Source organism: Chitinophaga filiformis, assembly GCF_023100805.1.
GTDB lineage: Bacteria > Bacteroidota > Bacteroidia > Chitinophagales > Chitinophagaceae > Chitinophaga > Chitinophaga filiformis_B.
Map to the genome: position 1 here is coordinate 8,124,568 of NZ_CP095855.1, position 20,444 is coordinate 8,145,011.

Consider the following 20,444-nt stretch of genomic DNA (forward strand, 5'->3'; position numbering starts at 1 on the left):
TTGTGCCTGCTTTGGATACAAGAAACTACATAACATTATCACAACTGGCGGCCAGCATACAAGGCACTATCAGGAATACTTTTTCGGGCCAGAGCTATTGGGTGGTGGCAGATGTTACCAGCCATTCCTTCTACCCCGCTAAAGGATACCACTACTTCGACCTCGTTGAAAAAGATGCCCGCAGTCACCAGCTTAACGCGAAAATTTCCGCCAGCGCCTGGGGAAATGGCAGTAACCGCATCAAAGAATTTGAGAGCGTTACCGGTCAGCGCTTCAGCAATGATATGCATGTGCTGGTAAGGGTTGCCGTGGAATATCACCCCGTTTACGGCTTAAAACTCTCGCTGCTGGATATCGATACCAGCTTCACCATCGGATTGCTGGAGCAACAGAAACAGGCCACCTTGCAGCGCCTCCTCAACGAGTGCAGTGACATCGTGCGTAAAACACCCGAGGGTTATATGACGCGCAATAAAGCACTTCGGCTTAATCCCGTTATACAACACATCGCTGTTGTCTCTTCCGCATCGTCTGCAGGTTACCAGGATTTCATGCATACGCTGCAATCAAACGCCTACGGTTATATCTTCCATATAGAAAATTACTTCAGCGCTGTACAGGGAGAAGCGAATGCGGCCCAGGTGTGTATGCAGCTGGAAGCGATCGTGAACTCCGGAAAACAATTTGATACCGTCGTGATCATCCGCGGTGGCGGCGCGCAGACAGACCTGCTGTTATTCGATCAGTTCCCACTGGGGAAAGCAGTAGCAGGCTTTCCGGTGCCGGTCATTACCGGTATCGGGCACCACAAGAATGAAACTATTACAGACATGCTGGCGCATACCGCCACAAAAACGCCTACGCGTGCAGCAGAACTGATCATTGCACATAACCGCAGCTTTGAAGAAGCCCTGCTCACACAGCAGCAGCATATTATCATCCGCATGCAGCAGATGCTGAAAGACAAACACCAGCAACTCTCCTCCCTGCATACGGGCATTATCAACAGGTCGCGCAACCTGCTGACAGACTATAAAGAGGGACTGGCCCGTAACCGGCAGGGCATCCCGCAAAGTGCCCGGCACCTGTTATTGAAACATCGTTCGGCCATGGCGCAGCTCTCCGGGCAATTGCTGGCCAAACCCGGGCAGGTCACCGCCAGCCGCTTACAGGAACTATCCCACATCCGCAAGGATATACAGGTATATGCCCGTAAACTGTTACAACAACAACAGCAAAAACTATTGCATCACGAAACGGTGGTCCGCATCATGAGCCCTGTTGCTTTATTGCAGAAAGGCTTTGCCATGGTACAGCATAAAGGAATGATCATCACCAGCGCCGCACAGCTGTCGCCGGGAGACGAGATCACGGTTCAGATGGCAGATGCAGGTGTGCATGCCACCGTTACTTCAAAAACAACAAATGATGGACACGAATCTGACATATGAAGCAGCCTATAAGGAACTGCAACAGATAGCCAGGGAGATAGAAACAGAGTCCGTTTCTGTCGATGTACTGGCGGCAAGAGTGAAACGCGCTTCTGAATTAATCAGCTTCTGTCAGGCCCGTTTAAGGGCAACAGAGGCAGAAGTGGAGAACATTATCCAGCAAATGGAAGACAAACCGCTTTAAGCTTTTTAAGCTGCGGCGGCATCTATTATCAATACACCGCCGCAGCCAATCTCCTTCCCCTCCTTTATTACAGCCCCGCTCCCCCCATTTTAAGCCGCCTTAAAGGTTTTAATATTTTGATTAAAAACGGGTTAAAATCAATCCCGGACGTTTTATCACCCGCTGCCATTCTTGACCTTTGTCCTGAATTCTTTAGCGGACAAACAGTATCTCATGAAACGATCGATCGTCCTGGCTGTAGCAATGATGGCAATATCCTGTATCGGGAACCTTGCTACCGCCCAAACCAGCTACACATTATCGGCGGCACTAGACACCGCCAGAACAAACAGTCCTGTGCTGAAAGCCAGGTTTATGAACATCGGCGCCGCACAGGCGGATGTGACCACAGCAAAACTGCGCCCCAATCCTACACTGAACAATCAGACCCTGCAACTGGTCCGTTCTGACCATTTCGCGCCCAATACCAGGTGGTCGTCCAACCAGAACAGGCAGGTATGGTACCAGGTTACAAAGCCCATTCAATGGCCTAACCAGCGCAGGTACAAGATCGAGACAGCCGATAAGGATGTTGCGGTGGCCGGCAATACCTACCAGGAAGATGTACGCAACCTCTCCCTCGATGTAGGCAACAGCTGGATCAATTGCTGGGTGCTGAAGAAAAGACTGGCCCTGCTCAACGAGAGCAAAAAGAACCTCGATACGCTGGTGCAGATCAATCAGCTGCGCTACAAGAACCAGGTCATCACACAGACAGACCTGATCCGCACAAAAGTATTGCTCGATCAATACAACCTGCAGCTGAGTAAATTCTACCAGGACTACCAGAACGAACTGCAAACGCTGCAACTGCTGACAGGCAATACTACTCCCATGGACATCGATACGGCCAGCGAGATACTCACCATCACGCCCTCGCAGACCCTGGACAGCCTGATCTCTCAAACCATGGAGAACCGTTCCGATGTTGTACTCGCCAAAAGCACCATCGATGAACGTAACAGCAACGCAAAATATCAACAGTCATTAGCTGTACCACAACCTGAAATAGGCTTTATATACAACCCACAGAACTCGGTCCCCTATATCGGTTTCTATGGTACAATAGACCTGCCTTTCTTCAACAGGAACCAGGGCGAGATCAAAAAGGCGCATATACTGCAGCAACAGGCGCAACAGGAGCTCTCTGCCACACAGCGGCAGGTGCAGACCGAAGTGGTGACTGCCTACAATACCTATCAGCTCCAGAAAAGGAATATGGAGAAATACACAGGTATCCTGCAACAGTCGCAACAGATCCTCGACAATGTGAAGTATGCCTACCTGCGTGGTGGTACTACCATCATCGACTTTCTCGATGCACAACGCAACTGGTATGACACCCGCCTGCTGTATTACGATTCCCTGCAGGCATACTATCAGAGTTATATACAATTATTATTCGCTACCGGCCTTATAAACCAATTGTAATTATGCAACGCATTACCGGATATTTCTTAGCCGCCTCCCTCCTCCTGGCAGGATGCAGGCATAAAACACAGGAAACAGTTGTTGCCGGAGATCCATCTCCCGTTATTACCGGCAACGGGCAACAGATCTCTTTTCCTGATACGGCGTCTTCCAGCTTCTTTACAGTAGAACCTGTGGGCGATTCTACACTCAGCGGTACACTGCATGCACCCGCCAAGGTAGCAGCCACTGTACTGCGTTCAGATATAGGCGGTCAGAACATCGTACTGTTTGATGATCCGCAGCTGACCAGCGATTATTCACAGCTCATCCAGCATCAGATCAACATCAATCATATCCAGGAAGTCAACATCAAACAGAAGAAAGTAGAACTGGACCGCACCCAGGATCTCTTCGATCATGGTGCTGCCAGCGGAAAAGATATCCTGGAGGCAAAGTCTGAACTCTCTATCGAACAGACCAACCTGGCCAATGAGAAAACGCAACTGATAGAGCATGAATCAGGATTGAAAGCCGCCGGCTTTAACCCGGAAGCTTTGCGCAGCGCCACTCCCGGCACCGCTTACATCATCTGCGATATTCCTGAAAACCAGCTGAGCAATGTGAAAAAAGGCTCTCCCTGTTCCATCGTACTGTCTTCATTTCCTAACAATACCTACAATGGTAAAGTAGAAGACATTGCCGATGTGATAGATGATGTTACACGCATGATCAAGCTGCGTATCCGTTTGAACACAACGGACAACGACATCCGTGCAGGTATGTTTGCCAGTGTTACTTTCCAGGTACATGGCGACAGTAACGGTATCAACATCAGCAGGGATGCACTGGTAACCGCCGATGGACAGAATTACGTATTCGTCAGAACAGCACCCAACACTTTCACGAGAAGAGAAATACGCACCGGTCAGCAGATAGGCGACCGTATTGGCGTATACAGCGGTTTGAAGAACGGAGAGTATGTAGTAGTGAAAGGCGTGATGCAACTGAAAGGACTGAGCTTCGGATATTAACCACAACTGTTCAACCAATCATTCATATTAACAATATTGCCCCATGTTACAGGCACAGATATTCATAGATAAAGACGAAGTATTCGGTTCACAACCGCTATATGAATTTATCATAAAGTTCTTACTAAAGCAGAACATCGCCGGCGCTACTGCCTTCCGTGGTGTGATCGGCTTCGGAGAACACCACCAGCTGAAAAGGCCGGATAGTCTTTTCAGTTTTGACGAACCACCTATGCTGATCATTTTCATTGATCAGGATGAAAAGGTACTGAACGCACTCACTGCTTTACGCAGGCAGGTAAGCAGTGGCTTCATCGTTACCAGCCAGGTAGAAAGGTTTGAGGTATAACATTTCAGGACTTGATTGAAATTCACTTGTAATGATTCGCAATCTTTTAATATTCTCTCTTAAAAACAGATGGGTGATCATCCTGATGGGCCTTGGCCTGATGGGCATCGGTTACTGGTGCTTCACCCAGCTGAAAATAGAAGCATACCCGGACATTGCCGATACCAATGTGATCATTGTAGCGCAATATCCCGGCCGCGCTGCAGAAGAGGTAGAGCAGCAGGTTACCATTCCGATAGAAAGGGCACTGCAGAACACACCCAATGTACTGGACCGCAGAAGCCGCACCATCTTTGGATTGAGCGTGGTACAGCTTACATTTACTGATGGTACGGACGACTATTTTGCGCGGCAGCAGGTCAATGAAAGGCTGGCCGGTGCAGAGCTCCCCGATGGCGTATCGCCGGAACTGGCGCCGCTTACCACAGCTGTAGGAGAGATCCTCCGCTACGTGGTGGAAGCACCGCCTTCCTTTACGCCTACAGAGATCCGCGACCTGCAGGACTGGGTCATCAAACCCGCCCTGCTCCAGGTACCCGGCATTGCAGATATTACCACTTTCGGTGGCCCGCTTAAACAGTTTCACATACTGACCGCCCCCGACAAACTGCGCAAGTACGATCTGACCTTACAGGATGTTATTGACGCTGTACAAAAGAACAACCAGAACACCGGCGGTAACATCATTAACCGTGGAGAGCAGGGCTTTGCCGTGCGCGGACTGGGTGCTGTGAAAACAGAACAGGACATCCGCAACATTGTGCTGAAAGCCGCCAATGGCATGCCTGTTTACCTGGGAGATGTAGCCACCGTGGAAGTAGCGCCTCCCCCGCCCAGCGGTGTAATGGGTTATACCATCAATGCCACCAAAACAAATGTCAGCAACGGTGTGGAAGGTATTGTGCTGCTTCGCAGATATGAGAATCCCAGTGAAGTGCTGAAACTCCTGAAAGACCGTATACAGGACCTGGAGCAGAATGAACTGCCTAAAGGCGTACACCTGCATACACTCTATGACCGCAGCTTCCTGATAGATCATTCACTCGAAACGGTGGGCCATACCTTACTGGAAGGCGTCTCCATCGTTGTGATCATCCTGATCTTCTTCCTGGGCAGCCTGCGTAGCGCACTGGTAGTAGCGCTGACCATTCCCTTCTCGCTCCTGTTTGCATTCATACTGATGCGCCTTACGGGCATACCGGCAAATCTTTTGTCGCTCGGCGCCATTGACTTCGGTATCATTGTAGATGGGGCCTGTGTAATGGCGGAACATCTCATACGCACCTACCGGACGGCATCGCCGGAAGAGAAAAAGAAAGGTATTATCGCACTCACATTACGTTCCTCACAGGAAGTAGGCCGTGAGATATTCTTCTCTGTAACTATCATCATCCTGGCATATATGCCTATCCTGCTGATGACGCGTGTGGAAGGAAAACTATTCTCGCCCATGGCACTGACACTGGCATTTGCCGTGATCGGCTCTATGCTGGCAGCGCTGACGCTCATACCCGTACTGATCTCTTTCGCCTTCAGGAAAGCATTCAGCAATACGGAAAAACCAATGAAGGAGCACAGGAACGTTGTGCTTGACTTTCTTTCAAAACAATACTCACGGGTGCTGGCCCGCGTCATGAAATGGCCTAAAACGGCTGTTCTAAGCGGCTTCTCCATCGTTATACTGCTCATATTACTGGGTGGCAGCCTGGGGTCTGAGTTCCTGCCGGAACTGGACGAAGGTTCTATCTTCCTCAGGGGGAACTTCCCCGCAGGTATCACCATCCAGGAGAATGCAAAGTATTCTCCGAAGATCAGGGAGGTGATTGCCAGATATCCGCAGATCTCATTTGTGATCACACAGGCAGGCCGTAACGACGATGGTACAGATCCATTCCCGTCCAACCGTAATGAGATACTGGTAGGCCTGAAAGACTATAAGCTGTGGAGCGATACTATCTCTAAAAAGGAACTGGTCACCAACATACGGCATGACCTGGAAAAAGCGATGCCTGCCGTGAAGTTCTCTTCCGGCCAGCCGATCATCGACCAGGTGATGGAGATCGTGACGGGTAGTGCGGCAGATCTGGCCATTTCCATTGTAGGAGACGACCTGACAATGATGCGGGCCAAGGCAGATACTATTGCTAATCTCGTAAAACAGACGAAGGGCTCGGAATCTGTTAACATTGAACAGGAAGGTCCTTCAGAGCAGATCGCCATCAACATCAACCGTGAAAATGCGGCCCGCTTTGGTATTAACGTAGCCGATATTCAGAGCATGATCGAAGCGGCCATTGGCGGCAAGGCCATCTCCACGCTGTACGATGGCACCAAACGTTATGACCTTGTTATCCGCTACCTGCCGGGAGAACGCAGCACGATTGAATCGGTGAAGAACCTGCAGGTACCTTCCGCCACAGGAGAGCTCATTCCTATGAGCCAGCTGGCAGATATTTCTTATGTACAGGGCCAGACGAATATCTACAGGTATAACAGCAAACGTATGGTGACGGTGCGTACCAACATCCGCGGGCGCGACCAGGGTGGCTTTGTGAGTGAGATCAATCAGAAGATCAACAGCCACCTACACGTTCCGAAAGGTTACAGCATTATATACGGCGGCCAGTATGAGAACCTCCAGCGTGCGGGCAAGCAGCTGTCAATGACCATTCCGCTCACCATCATCATGGTGTTCCTGGTATTGTTCATCCTGTTCCGCAATATGCCGCAGACCTTCGTAACCGTAAGCTGTATCTTCTTTGCAATGGCAGGTGGTATAGTGGCGCTGTTCATTCGTGGTTATCACTTCAACGTATCAGCAGGCGTAGGGTTTGTGAGCATCTTTGGTATCTCGGTAATGGCCGGCGTACTGCTGGTGTCAGCATTCAACCGCTTGCGTATAAGGCCTGGCCAGACATTACAACAAAGTGTGTTAATGGGCTCGAGGGAGCAGCTGAGTGCTTTGTTATCTATCCTCATCGTTGCAATAGCCGGCCTGATTCCGGCAGCTACATCTTCCGGCATCGGCTCTGATGTGCAACGCCCGCTGGCAACAGTTATCATAGGCGGATTGACCAGTACACTGCTCTTCGCCCCTTTATTGATACCTCCCCTGTATTGGTGGATAGAAAGGAACAGGGCTGTTAAACAGGTGGTAAAAGACGAAGAACTGGAATAAAGAATATAGGACAGGGTGAACAAAAAAGGGCTGCCGATCTGTTGATCGTGCAGCCCTTCCTTTTATCTTTAAAAACGACTATCCGGGGTGATGATAACTTAGTCGGTGATGATCTCGCATTTCAGCCTGGCGCCAGCTTCCACTTTCTTGGCGATGTCTGCTCCGCCTTCTTTTACCAGGCATACAGAGAAGTTCTCATCTTCTACTTTCGCTACTGCAATCTTACCTAAGGTCTTTTTTCTGTGCATTTTCTTACCATCTACGGTCAGATCGGTCACTTCGTAAACCCTGAACTCATCCTGCTCTTTCAGCCCCGCTAAACTGCCCGCAACGATCAATACCCTGATGGCATCTCCATTGCTGCTTTTTTCCTCTATCTGGGCAATAGAAACAGCAGTTTTCATGTTATCGCGGATGAATTTATCTATTTCAGGCTCCAGTCCTTTCAGTGCATCTTCAAAAGCAGCTTTACCCCTGCCTGCGCCGGTGAACCTGCTGGAGGCCACTTCTTCACCGCTGTTCACATCTACAATAGCAACATCGAACAGGAGCTCAGATACATTGATATTGGTGATCCCCAGAGGGAGGTTGGATGGTTTTGTTTCTACGTTGGCTTTCAATATGTTACCGGTAATGATATATTGTGCGCCTAAAGATTTTGCCTGTGCCAGGGCACCCGCATCGGGATTCGCCTGTCCTACTCCTGTCTTGATCTGCTCCAGTTTATTCTTCTCTATCATAGAGAACCCTCTCAGTCTCAGGGTAGCATCATATACAGCGTCCTGTATGGCCGTTACATATTCGGTCTTACCGGCACTTTTAAAGGGTGCTACACCGACGAGATTTTTGTTTTGAGCGAAAGCAGATGAGAAAGCAACAATGCCGCATAAAACGGATAATACTCTTTTTGTCATGGCTAGGTATTAATTTGAAATAGCGCTCAAAATTAACGACTATTCCCTTATATATATACTTTTTCTTGATGAATAACCTAACCGGCTGGCTGGTCCTGTTTCACAGGCAGGATAATCGTAAACGTTGCGCCTTGCTTCTCACGGCTGTGCGCTGTGATCAGACCATTGTGCTTATCGATGATCTTGCGGGCAACTGCCAGGCCAATGCCGGTACCTTCGTATTGATCTTTCGTATGCAAACGCTGAAAGAGCACAAATATTTTATCCAGGTACTTTTCATCGAAGCCTATTCCATTGTCTGATATAGAGATGCATACAAACGGGCCTTCCGGATCGGCCTCACTTTCAAACCGTTTCTCTTTAATGCGGTTGGCGGTAATGCTGATAATGGGCTGCACATCTTTAGCGGAAAATTTGAACGCATTGCTTAACAGGTTCTGGAACACCTGTCTTAATTGCCCCGGTACTGCTTCAATGACCGGCATGCGACCAACAGTGACCTTTGCATTCTTTTCCTGTATAAGTACTTCAAGATCAGAGAGTATTTCCTTTATGATCACTTCCAGGTTCACCTGTTCAAAGAAACTTGTCTGCGACAGGCGGGAGAAGCGCAGCAGGTCATTGATCAGGTTTGTCATACGGGAGGAGGAACTGATGATCCGGTTCAGGTAGTCCACCGCCTTATCTTCCATATTTTCCTGGTAACGTTCCTTCAGCATATTCCCGAACATATGGATCTTACGGAGCGGTTCTTTCAGGTCGTGCGAGGCAACAAATGCATATTGTTGTAATTCTGCATTGCTGCTTTCCAGTTCCTGGTTGGCCTTTTGCAGCGCAAGGGTACGTTCCTGTATACGTTGTTCCATGATCTCGGCGGCCATCTTCTGCTCGTTGATGTCGGTGCTGGTACCCACCAGTACAGTGGACGTGCCGTCCCTGCCTTTCTGCACCCGCGTTCTGTGCAGGAACCAGTCATATCTTCCTTCCTGGTGCCTGATACGCATTTCCATGGAGAAGTCTTCCTTATTCTTAACGGCCTGCATCCATTTCTCCGCCCAGGTATCCATATCGTCCTGGTGGATCACACTTTTCCAGCCCTCTTCCTGCAGTTGTTGCAGGGACCTGCCGGTATAGCTGATAAACTGCTCATTCACAAAGTTCACCACCCCCATCTGATCGGCCGTCCAGAGTATCAGTGGTATTGATTCTGCCAGGAAGCGTTTTTCCTCCCTGTTCACTTCTGCCAGTTCTTCTGCATCACGCAGGCTGGTTACATCCATGATAGATCCCAGCATCCTGTAAGGCTTTTCCTTAGTGTCCAGCATCAGGTAACCACGGTCCAGTACATATGCATAGCTGCCATCGGCACGACGTAACCTGTAGCCTTCCGACCACTGGCTTTGTTTGCTGTTAACGGCCCGGGTTATACTGTTATGCACTCGTTCCTTGTCGTCCGGGTGTATGTTTTCCAGCCAGAAGCTACGGCTGTTCGTACCTTTTTTGTCAAAACCGTATAGCGCGTAGAAGTTATCACTCCACCATACATTATTGGAGAGCAGGTTCCAGTCCCAGACCGTATCGTTGGTAGCCTTGGACACCAGGCGGAAACGCTCTTCACTCATTGTCAGCTCACGGGTTCTTTCCAGCACTTTATTTTCCAGGTCGGCATTCAGATTGCGCAGGCTTTCCCTTACCTGTACCAGTTCATTATAGTTTTTCCGCAGCCGGTTCTCTCCTTCTTTCTTTTCTGTCACATCACTACAGGTGATCACAATATTGCCATCCTCTGTCTTTACAGCCGACATTTCATACCAATAGTCCTGCTGATTGCGCTCCATATGGAACTCCGTACGCATCAGCGAGCCATCATCCATCACATGGGTATATTTTTCAAACAGGCCCTGTTCCAGCAGTTCGGGAAAGGCCTGTCTCATTGACGGATGATCCTTTATCTCCACATCCTTTCCAAGGAAACGCAGCCCTTCACTATTAGCGGCCAGCAACCTGAAATCGGCCACTGCCCCTGCCTCACTGAGCACTGGCTTAAAGGCCAGTATCGCGCTGGTACTGGCGTTGAAAACACCCTTCAGCAGCATATCCAGCTCTTTGATGGCAGTAACATCCACGAAGGTGATCACCGCGCCATCCGTCTGCTTATCCTGGCGGATGTAAGGGAGGATCTTCATCAGGTACATATTCCCGTTGCTCAGCATCATCTCTCTCTCCATGATCTTCTTTTGCCTGATCACGGTATGAATATCATCTATCATACTGTTCTGCAGGATATTGGTAGAAATGTGATGAATAGGGCGCCCGATGTCTGAAGGTATCAGGTTGATCATTTTTATGGCCGCCGGATTGAACTTACGGATGCGCAGATTGACGTCAACAAATACCTGCCCGATGTCAGTACTGCGGAAATAGTTGTCCATGTCGTCGTTGAGCGACTGGAGTTCCTTTATTTTCAGCTGATGTTCCGTGTTCAGGGTATGCAGTTCTTCATTGAGCGACTGCAGCTCTTCGTTACTGGATTGCAGCTCTTCGTTGGCGGAAAGCAGTTCCTCATTACTGGACTGTAATTCCTCATTGGAGGTTTCCAGTCCTTCTATCGCCATCTGCAGGTTCGTGCGGGTTTCACTCAGCTCGGCCTCCAGCGACATAATATGATCTTTTATATCTGCAGGCTGCTGCGCTGTATCGGGTATTTCTCCGGGTATGTTTACCCTGTCATGATCTTCGTTGAATACTATCAGGGTCTGCTGGTCACCGCCATTTCCATTGGAAGGTTTGATCAGCAGGTTTACAAACCTCGTGCCTTCAGGTGTATTGATCTTCACGCCCTTCATCACCGCTTTTTTATCTGCGCCCCAGGCCTGTCTCAACGCGATGTTCAGCGTCATGGACAGATCGTTCGGCACCATCTTCAGCAGGTTCAGGTTCAGCTTCTTTTCGGGCAGTGAGAGGTATTTTTTATAGTTCCCTATCGCTTCCCGGATCTCGTATGTTTTGTCGATATAGACAGCGGCAAAGCCAAAGTCCTCGGCCATCACATCCCGGAATTCTTCCAGCAGGCCATTCATTTTCTTTTCCGCCATTGCCAGACGGCCGTTGGCGTTACCACGCATCTCACGGGTCTGACGTATATATTCCAATGGGCTGTAAAGATTGTCGGGCAATATGCCACGCGTATTGTCGGTCTTCCGGTAGATCTTCCATTTCTGGTGTGTTTCTTCCAATCCTCCGCGTATCAGCGAGGCCGATTCACTGGGCCCCAGGAACAGGTAACCTCCTGCGTTCAACCCAAAATGGAGGGAAGACAGCACCTGCTTTTGCAGCACAGGCTCCATATAAATGAGCATGTTGCGGCAGGTAACGAGGTCATTCTTTATAAAGGGAGGGTCTTTTAATATATTATGGCGGGCAAAGACGATCTGCTTCCGCAGGCGCGGAGCGATCAGATAATGCTTTTCTTCCTTTATGAAATATTTCTTCAGGAGCGCGGCATCGACATCTTTCACAATAGTTGCGGGATAGACGCCTTTGGCAGCAAATTCAATCGCATTACTGTCAATATCCGTAGCAAAGATCTTTATGTCCAGCCATTTGTTCTGTTCCTGCAGGCATTGATCAAGCAATATTGCCAGGGTATAGGCTTCCTCCCCCGTGCTACAGGCGGTGACCCATACTTTCAGGATATCGCCTTCTTCCTTTCCCTCCACCAGCTTGCTGAGTATGTTTTGCTTCAGGTACTGGAACGCTGACCTGTCACGAAAAAAACAGGTAACGCCGATCAGGAATTCCCTGGCCAGCGTTTTACTTTCTTCCTCACTTTGCCGCAGCAACTGCAGGTACTCTTCCAGGTTCTTTAAGTTCAGCAGCGCCATTCTTTTGGCAATACGGCGCATGATGGTAGGAGATTTATAATGATTGAAATCCTGCCCGCTATGCTCTTTCACCAGCTGGAAAACTTCCGTAAGCAGGTGTTCGTCAATCTTGCCGTTAAACACCTCCACCGGCATATCCTGGATATAATTATATATTTCTGATGGCATAAATTCCGGGGCGAGAATATAATCTACAACATCGGCACTGATCACGCTGCGTGGCATACCGTCAAATCTGGCAGTGCCCGGATCCTGCGCCATCACCATTCCCCCCGCCTTTTTAATGGCAGCGGCGCCCCGGGTACCATCGGTACCTGTTCCCGAAAGGATGATACAGATGGCCGAACGGCCCCTATCTTTTGCCAGTGAGAAAAGGAACGTATCGATAGCTGTATTGGGCGCTTTTTCAGCCGGCTTTTGCAAAAGCCGCAGGCGCCCCTGTTCTATAATGATCTCCTTATTATTAGGAATAACATATATGCAGTCACTTTCAACTGCCATATCTTCCTCCACCTCTCTTACCTGCATATTGGTATGCTTGGAGACAAGCTCCACCAGCAGGCTCTTATAGTCGGGGGATAGATGCTGGATGATAACAAACGAAAGGTTGCCGTATTCCGGCATGTTATCGAAAAATTCATGAATGGCTTCTAATCCACCGGCAGAGGCTCCTATGGCTACTATGTAATTCGCTTTCTTCATCCGATGATTATTGAAAATGAAATAACCATTTTCATACCAATTTGTACAGTAGTGACTTATGACCGTCTTGTCAGGCGGTGCCCCGGGATGAAGTCTGGAGATGGGAAACTATAGGTGTTCCGGTCTGTAGCTATATTAGCCTGGGGTCAGATATTATAAGACACGCTGTGAGGTACAATGTTAAAAATCAATTTTTTACTTAAAGTAGTAGACGGCAAGCGGGTAGGCTATTGCAGTTCCCGTGCCCCCGAGACCCATGTCTTAAATTTCAGGAAAGTGGCGGCCGCAGCATCCAGTACGCTTTGCTGCTGCGCCTCCGTACCATGATATCCCTGAACATAATGAACAAATGTATCCCAGTAAGACTGCGTATCACTGCCGTAGCCCTGGAAAAAGGTCATGGCCTTCGGCAGCTCAGGCGCCTGCAGGTTACGCAGCAGGATATGGCTGAACAACTGCCCATCCAATGTAAGGTCTTCCAGCACATACATCGCGCCCAGCGCCTGCGCATGATCTGCGATCTCAGGAAGATCTGTACAGAAGGGAGGTATGCCCGCCGGCACACCACTGATGGCGGCTATATCATCCAGCAGGAAGGGGGCCTTCCTCCTTCGTTCAAATCCTCCCGGAAAAGAAATATCCATATGGGCAGCGATATGCTGTTCCAATGGATAATAGTATCCATACAACAGCGCTAATAACCTGATATATTTTTCAGGTGTATTCGCCTTCCTTATAATGGGGATCAGTACACGCTCCAGCTCCTGATGCTGTTTATCCGTACGCTCCCTTAACAATTCGATCATTATACAATATGGTTATAAGTTGTTAAGAGTAGTTAAAAGTACGCTGAATAAATGTCAGGGCCGTGTGGAAAGATTTCTACGGTAGTTGTACGACGGTAAACCAGTAAGTGTGCAGCATATGAGCAAATGCCACCAGGTCAGAAAAATTAGCCGGTTTTATGGTATAACTGTTTACGCCAAGCTCATAACATTTTGAGATATCTTTTGCTTCGGTAGAAGTGGTCAGGATAATAATGGGTAACGATTTCAGGTTGGCATGTTCTTTTATCTCACGTAAAGCCTCACGTCCGTCCTTACGTGGCATATTCAGATCAAGCAATATGATACTGGGGAAAGGATATTTTTCTTCGTCTGCATATCTTCCCTGCCTGTTCAGATAAAACATTAATTCTTCTCCATTCTCCACAAAAAGCAATTCTGCATCAGCGCCACTTTCTTCAAATGCCACCTTAATAAGCTCCCTGTCGTCTGCGTCATCATCTGCCACAAGTATACATTTCCTGTTACGTAGCACCTTTTTGATCATCCAATTTTAGATTTAACGGCTAAAATTACTTAAATAAACTTGCAATAATGTCAATAGAAATGGGAATTGTGCCTGAGGTCCCACTATCTGCGATAATGGGACCACCGAGGACTTATAATTTTAAGAAACTTATATGCTTGACTGAAAGTCGGATCTGGGTGTAACAAACAGCACTTTTAAATAGGAAGCTGTTGCAAAGTTAAGGCAGCAGTGTACTATATGGCTGATCGGATCGGGAAAAAACATTACGATATAGGGAAATATCAGCGCAGTTTTAACCTCGTCTCTATCATACCGTTGAAGGATACCGGTCCCATGTGTACCACCGGTTCTGCCGGTCTAACCCTTCCGGCCGGATGACCTTCTATATAATTCAGCGCTGACATCACGCAGGTCTCGCCCGGCACGCCGAAATCGTTCCTGACATCATCTTCCGCAGGTATATCCACATCCATTCCATGGAAATAATTACCATCTCCGTTTGCATTCTGCATATAAAAATTGGATAAGTACACGGTGTACTTGTCGATCTTAATACCGAAGAAGCCTACAGGCTTTCCATAGGTCCTTGCCCCTACCAGTTTTACCGGCATATAAGGCTTCAGGCTATTGATAACCAGCTCACTGGCAGATGCAGTGTTACCACTCACGATGAACACGACCTGTTTCAGTGAGTTAAGCGAACCGTCGCTGGTGAACTTAAACGTGTTGCCGGCAACGGTATAATCCAGGTCGGCATAAGTAGCCCAGTGTCCATTCCACATCACGGGTTCGCCTGCACTGTTGCGGTAAAGCTGCTCTTTCAGGATAGGCGCCTGTCCTTTCTGCAGCAGGTCGTTGAAGTATTCAACATACATCACTTTACCATCCAGTGAATTAGGCGCGATCTGGTTGGCGAGATACTGGGCCGATTCGGTATAACCTCCACCGTTATAACGCAGGTCCACGATCAGTGAGGTCACCCCTGCTGTTACAAATTTTGCAAAGGCCTGGTCTATAGCGGCCTTGGTTACGCTATAGGCCGAGAAGCGGCCATAAGCGATGTAACCGACTTTCTGCGTGCCGGCATCGAGTATAGAAGTTTTTAATACCGCCGAGGATGTATATTGACGCTTCGTCAGGTTTACTATTTCAGGCACGCCAGGCGTCTTTTCCACCGTCATGGTTACGGTAGACTTATCCAGTGCGGCCTCTATGAAAGGCCCGGACGATGAATTGACCGGTGTGCCATTGATTGCCACTACCTTCATTCCCCGGGTCAGACCAGCGCCGGCAGCCGGAGATGCCGGGTATACGATACGGATACGTACTTCACTGCCGGAAGCTGAAAGCCCCAGGCCAAGATCGTCCCCTTTATCATTCAGGTCAATAGTTCCCATCCTGCCACCCGTAAGGCTTTCTTCTGTTATGAAGGAATATTTCGGGTGACCGGGCACGCCTGAATATTCATAGGCTTCACCGGTTTGCGGATTGGTCTTGAATTGTGTAATGGCGTAAAGTTCCCGCTGATAATTGGACAATACATTCCCTCCCGTGGCATATTGCCGTGGTTTAAATACGTCTATAGCCGGTATTGCATCATACCAGAGATAGATCTGTTTAGCATAAAGGTAGAGTGAATCCGTTGTCAACTGCTCCCGGGTTCCTTCAGCAGGCGGGGTCGGTGGGTCTGGCTGTTTATCTTTTTTGCAGGCAAACCATAACAAGGATAAAAACAAGAGTTGGACTAGGGAATATTTCTTTTTCACCTGGAAGGTTTTAAGTTGACCGTAGAATAGTACAATCCCATGAAATTACAAAAAAACGCAGACTCCATTGACATTCAGGGCCCTCGTAATTATAAATAAAAATTAACCACTGATAATCAGTAAATAAAACATTACTGATCCAATACCAGCCGTCTCCTCCCGTATAACAGGTTCCGGACTGCTTCTCCGGCGTACAGGCGCGGGCATAAAGCATCAAAAAAGATCAGATCGTAGACAAAAAAACATTAACGCAAAGTCTCCGGGAACATAAAACATTGTTTACCACAGGCTTAATATCCCCACTTTTGGTGATCGCTAATTCTTATTCCGGGGATTGACAAACACAACATTTATAACTTTCTTTGCACTTCGAAAATTTGCCAGCTTTTATACACCACATTAAGGGAAACGGGATACAAAAATAAAACTGGGGTTGTTGTCTACAATCCCGGCCAGGCAATTGTCATAAGTGAACATAATCCTTAAATATCAGCTAATCAATGATCAAATTTGAGTACATCTGGCTGGATGGCTATCAGCCCACCCAAAGCCTTAGAAGTAAGACCAAAATCGAAAAGAGCTTTAGTGGTAAACTGGAAGATCTCCCGATGTGGAGCTTCGACGGTTCCTCTACCCGGCAGGCTCCGGGCGGTTCATCTGACTGCCTCTTAAAACCTGTTTTCTTCGTTAAAGATCCGCAGAGAAAAGATGCTTACCTGGTAATGTGTGAAGTACTGGATGCTTCCGGTAAACCACATCCTTCCAATGGGCGCGCTACCATTGAAGACGACGATAACGACTTCTGGTTCGGTTTCGAACAGGAGTATTTCCTGTGGAATCCTGCCAGCAACAAGCCACTGGGCTTCCCTGATGGCGGTTATCCTAATCCGCAGGGCCAGTACTACTGCTCTGTTGGTACCAACAACGCTTTCGGACGTGAGATCGTTGAAGAGCACCTGGACGTATGCCTGGAAGCAGGACTGAACGTAGAAGGTATCAATGCGGAAGTAGCGGCCGGCCAGTGGGAATTCCAGATCTTCGCTAAAGGTGCGAAAGAAGCTGGTGATCAGATCTGGATCGCCCGTTATTTGCTGGAAAGAATTGGTGAGAAATATGGTGTTTCCATCAACTGGCATTGTAAACCATTAGGTACGCTCGACTGGAATGGTTCCGGTATGCATGCTAACTTCTCTAACACCCTGCTGAGAACAGCTGGTAACAAAGCTGTTTACGATAAAGTGTGTGAAGCATTCAGACCTGTAGTAAAAGAACATATCGATGTATACGGTGCAGACAACCATTTACGTCTGACCGGCCTGCACGAAACTGCGTCTATTCACGACTTCAGCTATGGCGTTTCCGACCGTGGCGCATCTATCCGTATACCTGTAGCTACTGTAGAAAGAGGCTGGAAAGGTTACCTGGAAGACAGACGTCCAAATTCTGCAGCAGATCCATATAAAGTGGCTGCGCGGATCATCAAAACAGTAAAATCTGTAGCCGTATAAGCGTGGCTACTATATGCATGTAAATAATAAAAAGGGTGCGTCATTTCTATGATGCACCCTTTCGTTTTGTAAGGCGGCTACCCTGTGTAAAGACTAGTTCAGTCTCTTGTAACGGAATTTGAAGAAAGGATAGTTATTAGCCTGTACAGTGTTGTTTGGCGTACCGTTGGAATATACGTCCTGTAACTGCACCTTGTATTTCACACCTGCGTCGGTTGTTACGATCAGGGTTACTTCCACGCCCCATTCAGCAACAGGATATACGATGTGATTCACCACATCATAGTTATACCATCCCGGATGAGCAGTGTTGATAGTTGTATTGCCGCTTGGAGGGCCAGTCAGTATACGGTTGTAGCCGAATACGGTTACAGTGGTACCTACGGTGCTGGCAGTGACATTGGCAAATGAAGTTGAAGCGGTATATTGTAAAGTATAACCGGATGGCACCCTGATATCAGCATTGGCGGTACCATTGAAGATCAGGTCATATCCATCACAGCCGCCATCATTGTCAGCAAGGCTGTAATAATAAGTAGAATGCGCAACATGCGGAGGGTTGCCGGTTGTACCCTGTACCCCCTGGAAGAAGTTGGCCACGTTATACACACCGCTGGCATCCAGCGTTACAGTACCATAAGTACTATCGCAGGTGAACGATGCCGTCTGGCCCGTACCCGGATTAGTAGCAGCAATAGTATGATCAGCACCTGCCAGTACAGGCGCTGCCTGTTCACCTTCCTTCTGGCAGGAAGAGAATATAGCTGCTGATACCAGCGCCATTGCAAACAGTGAACGAGAAATATTTTTTGTAGTTTTGACTGCTGATTTGGGAGCAGTGTCTAAGATTTTCATTTTTAGAGTTTTAAAATGTTAAGGATAAGATATTTGTTCCCGTATCTTCCGGGAGCCAGACAGTTCCAGTGTCTGGCTCTCTTCATTTCCAGGACGGCAGCCGCCGTAAACAAAACTTTATTTATTCTGTAATGATCAGAACCGGGTTAATTGTTCCTGCACGCAGGTATACTGTTGCGCCCAGATAGTTCCGGAACGCGGCATGTAAAAGATTATAGTTCCCCACCGGAAAATGAGCAGGTATACGATAGGTCACACTACTCAGATCAAAGGCTGCCAGCTCCAGGTTGTAATAGGTCTGGCCACCGGTCAGCCTGGCCCTTCCTGCCACCATTCCCCTCATGTTGGCGCCGCTGAGTGTAAAGGTCTCGCCTCGTTTAAGTGTAAAGGCCGTTGTTACGCTGTTAACTGTCGGGAAAGGATAAATGATCTTCACATAATCCCGCTCACTGGTAAGCGTTTCTGTACCTGAAACGATCTTCAGCTTATAACTGCCGGTATCCACTGCCGGTGTGGCTATATTGACAGCATACTCATTAGCGCCCAGTTCCGTAAAACTATTGATCACACACTTTGTCTCCGCACCTGCTCCCGATACCAGGTACACAGCAGTGAAAGCCGTATCAGGTATCACGTAGGTAATACCGGTGATATCTGTGGTGGCCTCCAGTCTGCCCACTACATCCGTTGCGTCATTGATCAGCAGGTCGGGCTGATTGACCACTACACGGAGCTTATAAGTAGCTTTAGCTCCTGTCTCTGCTGTCACCACATAAGATACACTGTCTTTCAGCGACACCCGCGCTCCCGATGCCGGCGATACCGTTGCATGCTCAGAAATAGTGACCAGTGGCGCAATAGCATCCGGCAGCGGATGATCAAATGGCCAGTACAGTATAATGTTGCCATTACTGATAGCGGCAGGGATCGTGTCTCCTGGTCCTGCCACCACCTCGAAGGTCTTCAGTTCATTATAAGGATAAGGCGCCTGCACTGTTTCCTTACTACAGGCGCCTATGGCCAGCCATAACAGTAAAGCCACGGCTGTAGCCTGCATGATAGATATATTGAGAAGTTTCATGTATGCGTTGTTTTTAGCGCTTAAAAGATCGCTCAGAGCGATTGAATCCTTACCGGGTTTTTCATGGTGGCCGAACGGGTATATGAGGTGACCCTGATCCGGTACAATCCTGCCGGCACCTGCTCTGCAGACGGCACAGTGGCGCCTATCCTCATTGTATAATTATCGCCGTTCACCGCAGTATATACCACCTGTCCCTGCTCATTCAGATAACTGATGGTAGAGAAAATGCCCAGCAGCTCCTGCTGCGGAATAAAGTTCTTACCCCTGATCTCAAAGAAGTTAAATTCAAAAGTAGCCGGCTTGCTGTGGTACAGTATTGTTGGATTGGCAGGGTCGGGCGAGAGTTCCTCCAGTGTGATATCCGGCTGCTGGGTACTGAGCAGTAGTTTGTAACGTGCCTTGCTCCCGTCCTTCCCTGTCACTACATATTCAATGTTGGCGCCTTCCGTCAGTTTCTTCGTAATACTGTCTATGAGCACACCGCTGGCAGGACTTACTGTTGCCCCTTCAGAAACAGTGATTTCAGGCTGTATAGTGGTCAGATAATAGTAATAGGGAAGAATAACCGTGATCGTTCTTTTCCCGTCATTCACAGCTCCATAAACAGGTTCTTCCGGCACATTGGTGATCTTGTAGGAAAGTATCCTGTTGGAGGCCTGTGCCGGCACCTCAATTGTTTCCGTTTTCTTACAGGCGGCCGTCAGCAGTATTGCTGGTAAGACCAGCAGTAGCAGGTATTTGATCTTCATTGCGGGTATATAATTGAGCATGA

The 20,444-nt window shown here is 48.4% G+C and carries 15 protein-coding genes; 7 read left to right on the top strand and 8 right to left on the bottom strand.

The genetic code is table 11. The features are described from left to right. The first annotated feature begins 11 nt into the window (after window positions 1–11). The 6 genes from xseA to MYF79_RS31900 all read left to right on the top strand — a co-directional run bounded on the left by xseA (window position 12) and on the right by MYF79_RS31900 (window position 7,645). Window positions 12–1,451 (top strand): exodeoxyribonuclease VII large subunit, encoded by a 1,440-nt coding sequence (gene xseA / locus MYF79_RS31875; RefSeq protein WP_247811849.1) that lies wholly within the window; start codon window positions 12–14, stop codon window positions 1,449–1,451. Continuing rightward, window positions 1,426–1,635, top strand: a complete 210-nt coding sequence (gene xseB, locus MYF79_RS31880) for an exodeoxyribonuclease VII small subunit (RefSeq protein ID WP_247811850.1) — start codon at window positions 1,426–1,428, stop codon at window positions 1,633–1,635. The genes xseA and xseB overlap by 26 nt, the downstream gene beginning before the upstream one ends. Window positions 1,636–1,848: 213 nt before the next feature. Next, window positions 1,849–3,105: a TolC family protein gene (locus MYF79_RS31885; RefSeq protein ID WP_247811851.1), complete on the top strand. Its 1,257-nt coding sequence runs from the start codon at window positions 1,849–1,851 to the stop codon at window positions 3,103–3,105. Between the two features lie 2 nt (window positions 3,106–3,107). After that, complete coding sequence (locus MYF79_RS31890; protein WP_247811852.1) at window positions 3,108–4,118, top strand: efflux RND transporter periplasmic adaptor subunit; 1,011 nt, start codon at window positions 3,108–3,110, stop codon at window positions 4,116–4,118. A 43-nt stretch (window positions 4,119–4,161) separates the two neighbouring features. Beyond that, the gene (locus tag MYF79_RS31895; RefSeq protein WP_247811853.1) at window positions 4,162–4,467 is read left to right on the top strand and encodes a DUF190 domain-containing protein; all 306 of its coding nucleotides are present in this window, start codon (window positions 4,162–4,164) and stop codon (window positions 4,465–4,467) included. A 31-nt stretch (window positions 4,468–4,498) separates the two neighbouring features. Continuing rightward, a complete protein-coding gene (locus MYF79_RS31900) occupies window positions 4,499–7,645 on the top strand; it encodes an efflux RND transporter permease subunit (RefSeq protein ID WP_247811854.1) in 3,147 nt (1,048 codons plus the stop codon). Window positions 7,646–7,743: 98 nt separating this feature from the next. On the opposite strand, the gene MYF79_RS31905 is transcribed toward MYF79_RS31900, so the two are convergent. The 5 genes from MYF79_RS31905 to MYF79_RS31925 form a co-directional block, all read right to left on the bottom strand. Further along, window positions 7,744–8,559, bottom strand: coding sequence for a hypothetical protein (locus MYF79_RS31905; protein ID WP_247811855.1), 816 nt, complete (start codon window positions 8,557–8,559; stop codon window positions 7,744–7,746). A 77-nt stretch (window positions 8,560–8,636) separates the two neighbouring features. Beyond that, complete coding sequence (locus MYF79_RS31910; protein ID WP_247811856.1) at window positions 8,637–13,145, bottom strand: chemotaxis protein CheB; 4,509 nt, start codon at window positions 13,143–13,145, stop codon at window positions 8,637–8,639. Window positions 13,146–13,372: 227 nt separating this feature from the next. Beyond that, entirely contained in the window at window positions 13,373–13,951 is a 579-nt protein-coding gene (locus MYF79_RS31915) for a biliverdin-producing heme oxygenase (RefSeq protein ID WP_247811857.1), read from the bottom strand. Window positions 13,952–14,027: 76 nt separating this feature from the next. Continuing rightward, window positions 14,028–14,477 carry a response regulator gene (locus tag MYF79_RS31920; protein ID WP_247811858.1) on the bottom strand — a complete coding sequence of 150 codons (450 nt, stop codon included), beginning with the start codon at window positions 14,475–14,477 and terminating at the stop codon, window positions 14,028–14,030. 263 nt (window positions 14,478–14,740) lie between these two features. Beyond that, a complete protein-coding gene (locus tag MYF79_RS31925; RefSeq protein ID WP_247811859.1) occupies window positions 14,741–16,225 on the bottom strand; it encodes a S41 family peptidase in 1,485 nt (494 codons plus the stop codon). Window positions 16,226–16,725: 500 nt separating this feature from the next. Here MYF79_RS31925 and MYF79_RS31930 point away from each other — a divergent pair, with 500 nt between their 5' ends. Beyond that, the gene (locus MYF79_RS31930; RefSeq protein WP_247811860.1) at window positions 16,726–17,733 is read left to right on the top strand and encodes a glutamine synthetase beta-grasp domain-containing protein; all 1,008 of its coding nucleotides are present in this window, start codon (window positions 16,726–16,728) and stop codon (window positions 17,731–17,733) included. 93 nt (window positions 17,734–17,826) lie between these two features. Here the strand turns inward: MYF79_RS31930 and MYF79_RS31935 are convergent, their stop codons facing one another. The 3 genes from MYF79_RS31935 to MYF79_RS31945 form a co-directional block, all read right to left on the bottom strand. Continuing rightward, a complete protein-coding gene (locus MYF79_RS31935; protein ID WP_247811861.1) occupies window positions 17,827–18,588 on the bottom strand; it encodes a hypothetical protein in 762 nt (253 codons plus the stop codon). A 121-nt stretch (window positions 18,589–18,709) separates the two neighbouring features. Beyond that, window positions 18,710–19,669 (bottom strand): DUF5018 domain-containing protein, encoded by a 960-nt coding sequence (locus MYF79_RS31940; protein ID WP_247811862.1) that lies wholly within the window; start codon window positions 19,667–19,669, stop codon window positions 18,710–18,712. Window positions 19,670–19,701: 32 nt separating this feature from the next. Further along, a complete protein-coding gene (locus MYF79_RS31945) occupies window positions 19,702–20,421 on the bottom strand; it encodes a hypothetical protein (protein WP_247811863.1) in 720 nt (239 codons plus the stop codon). Window positions 20,422–20,444 lie beyond the last annotated feature (23 nt).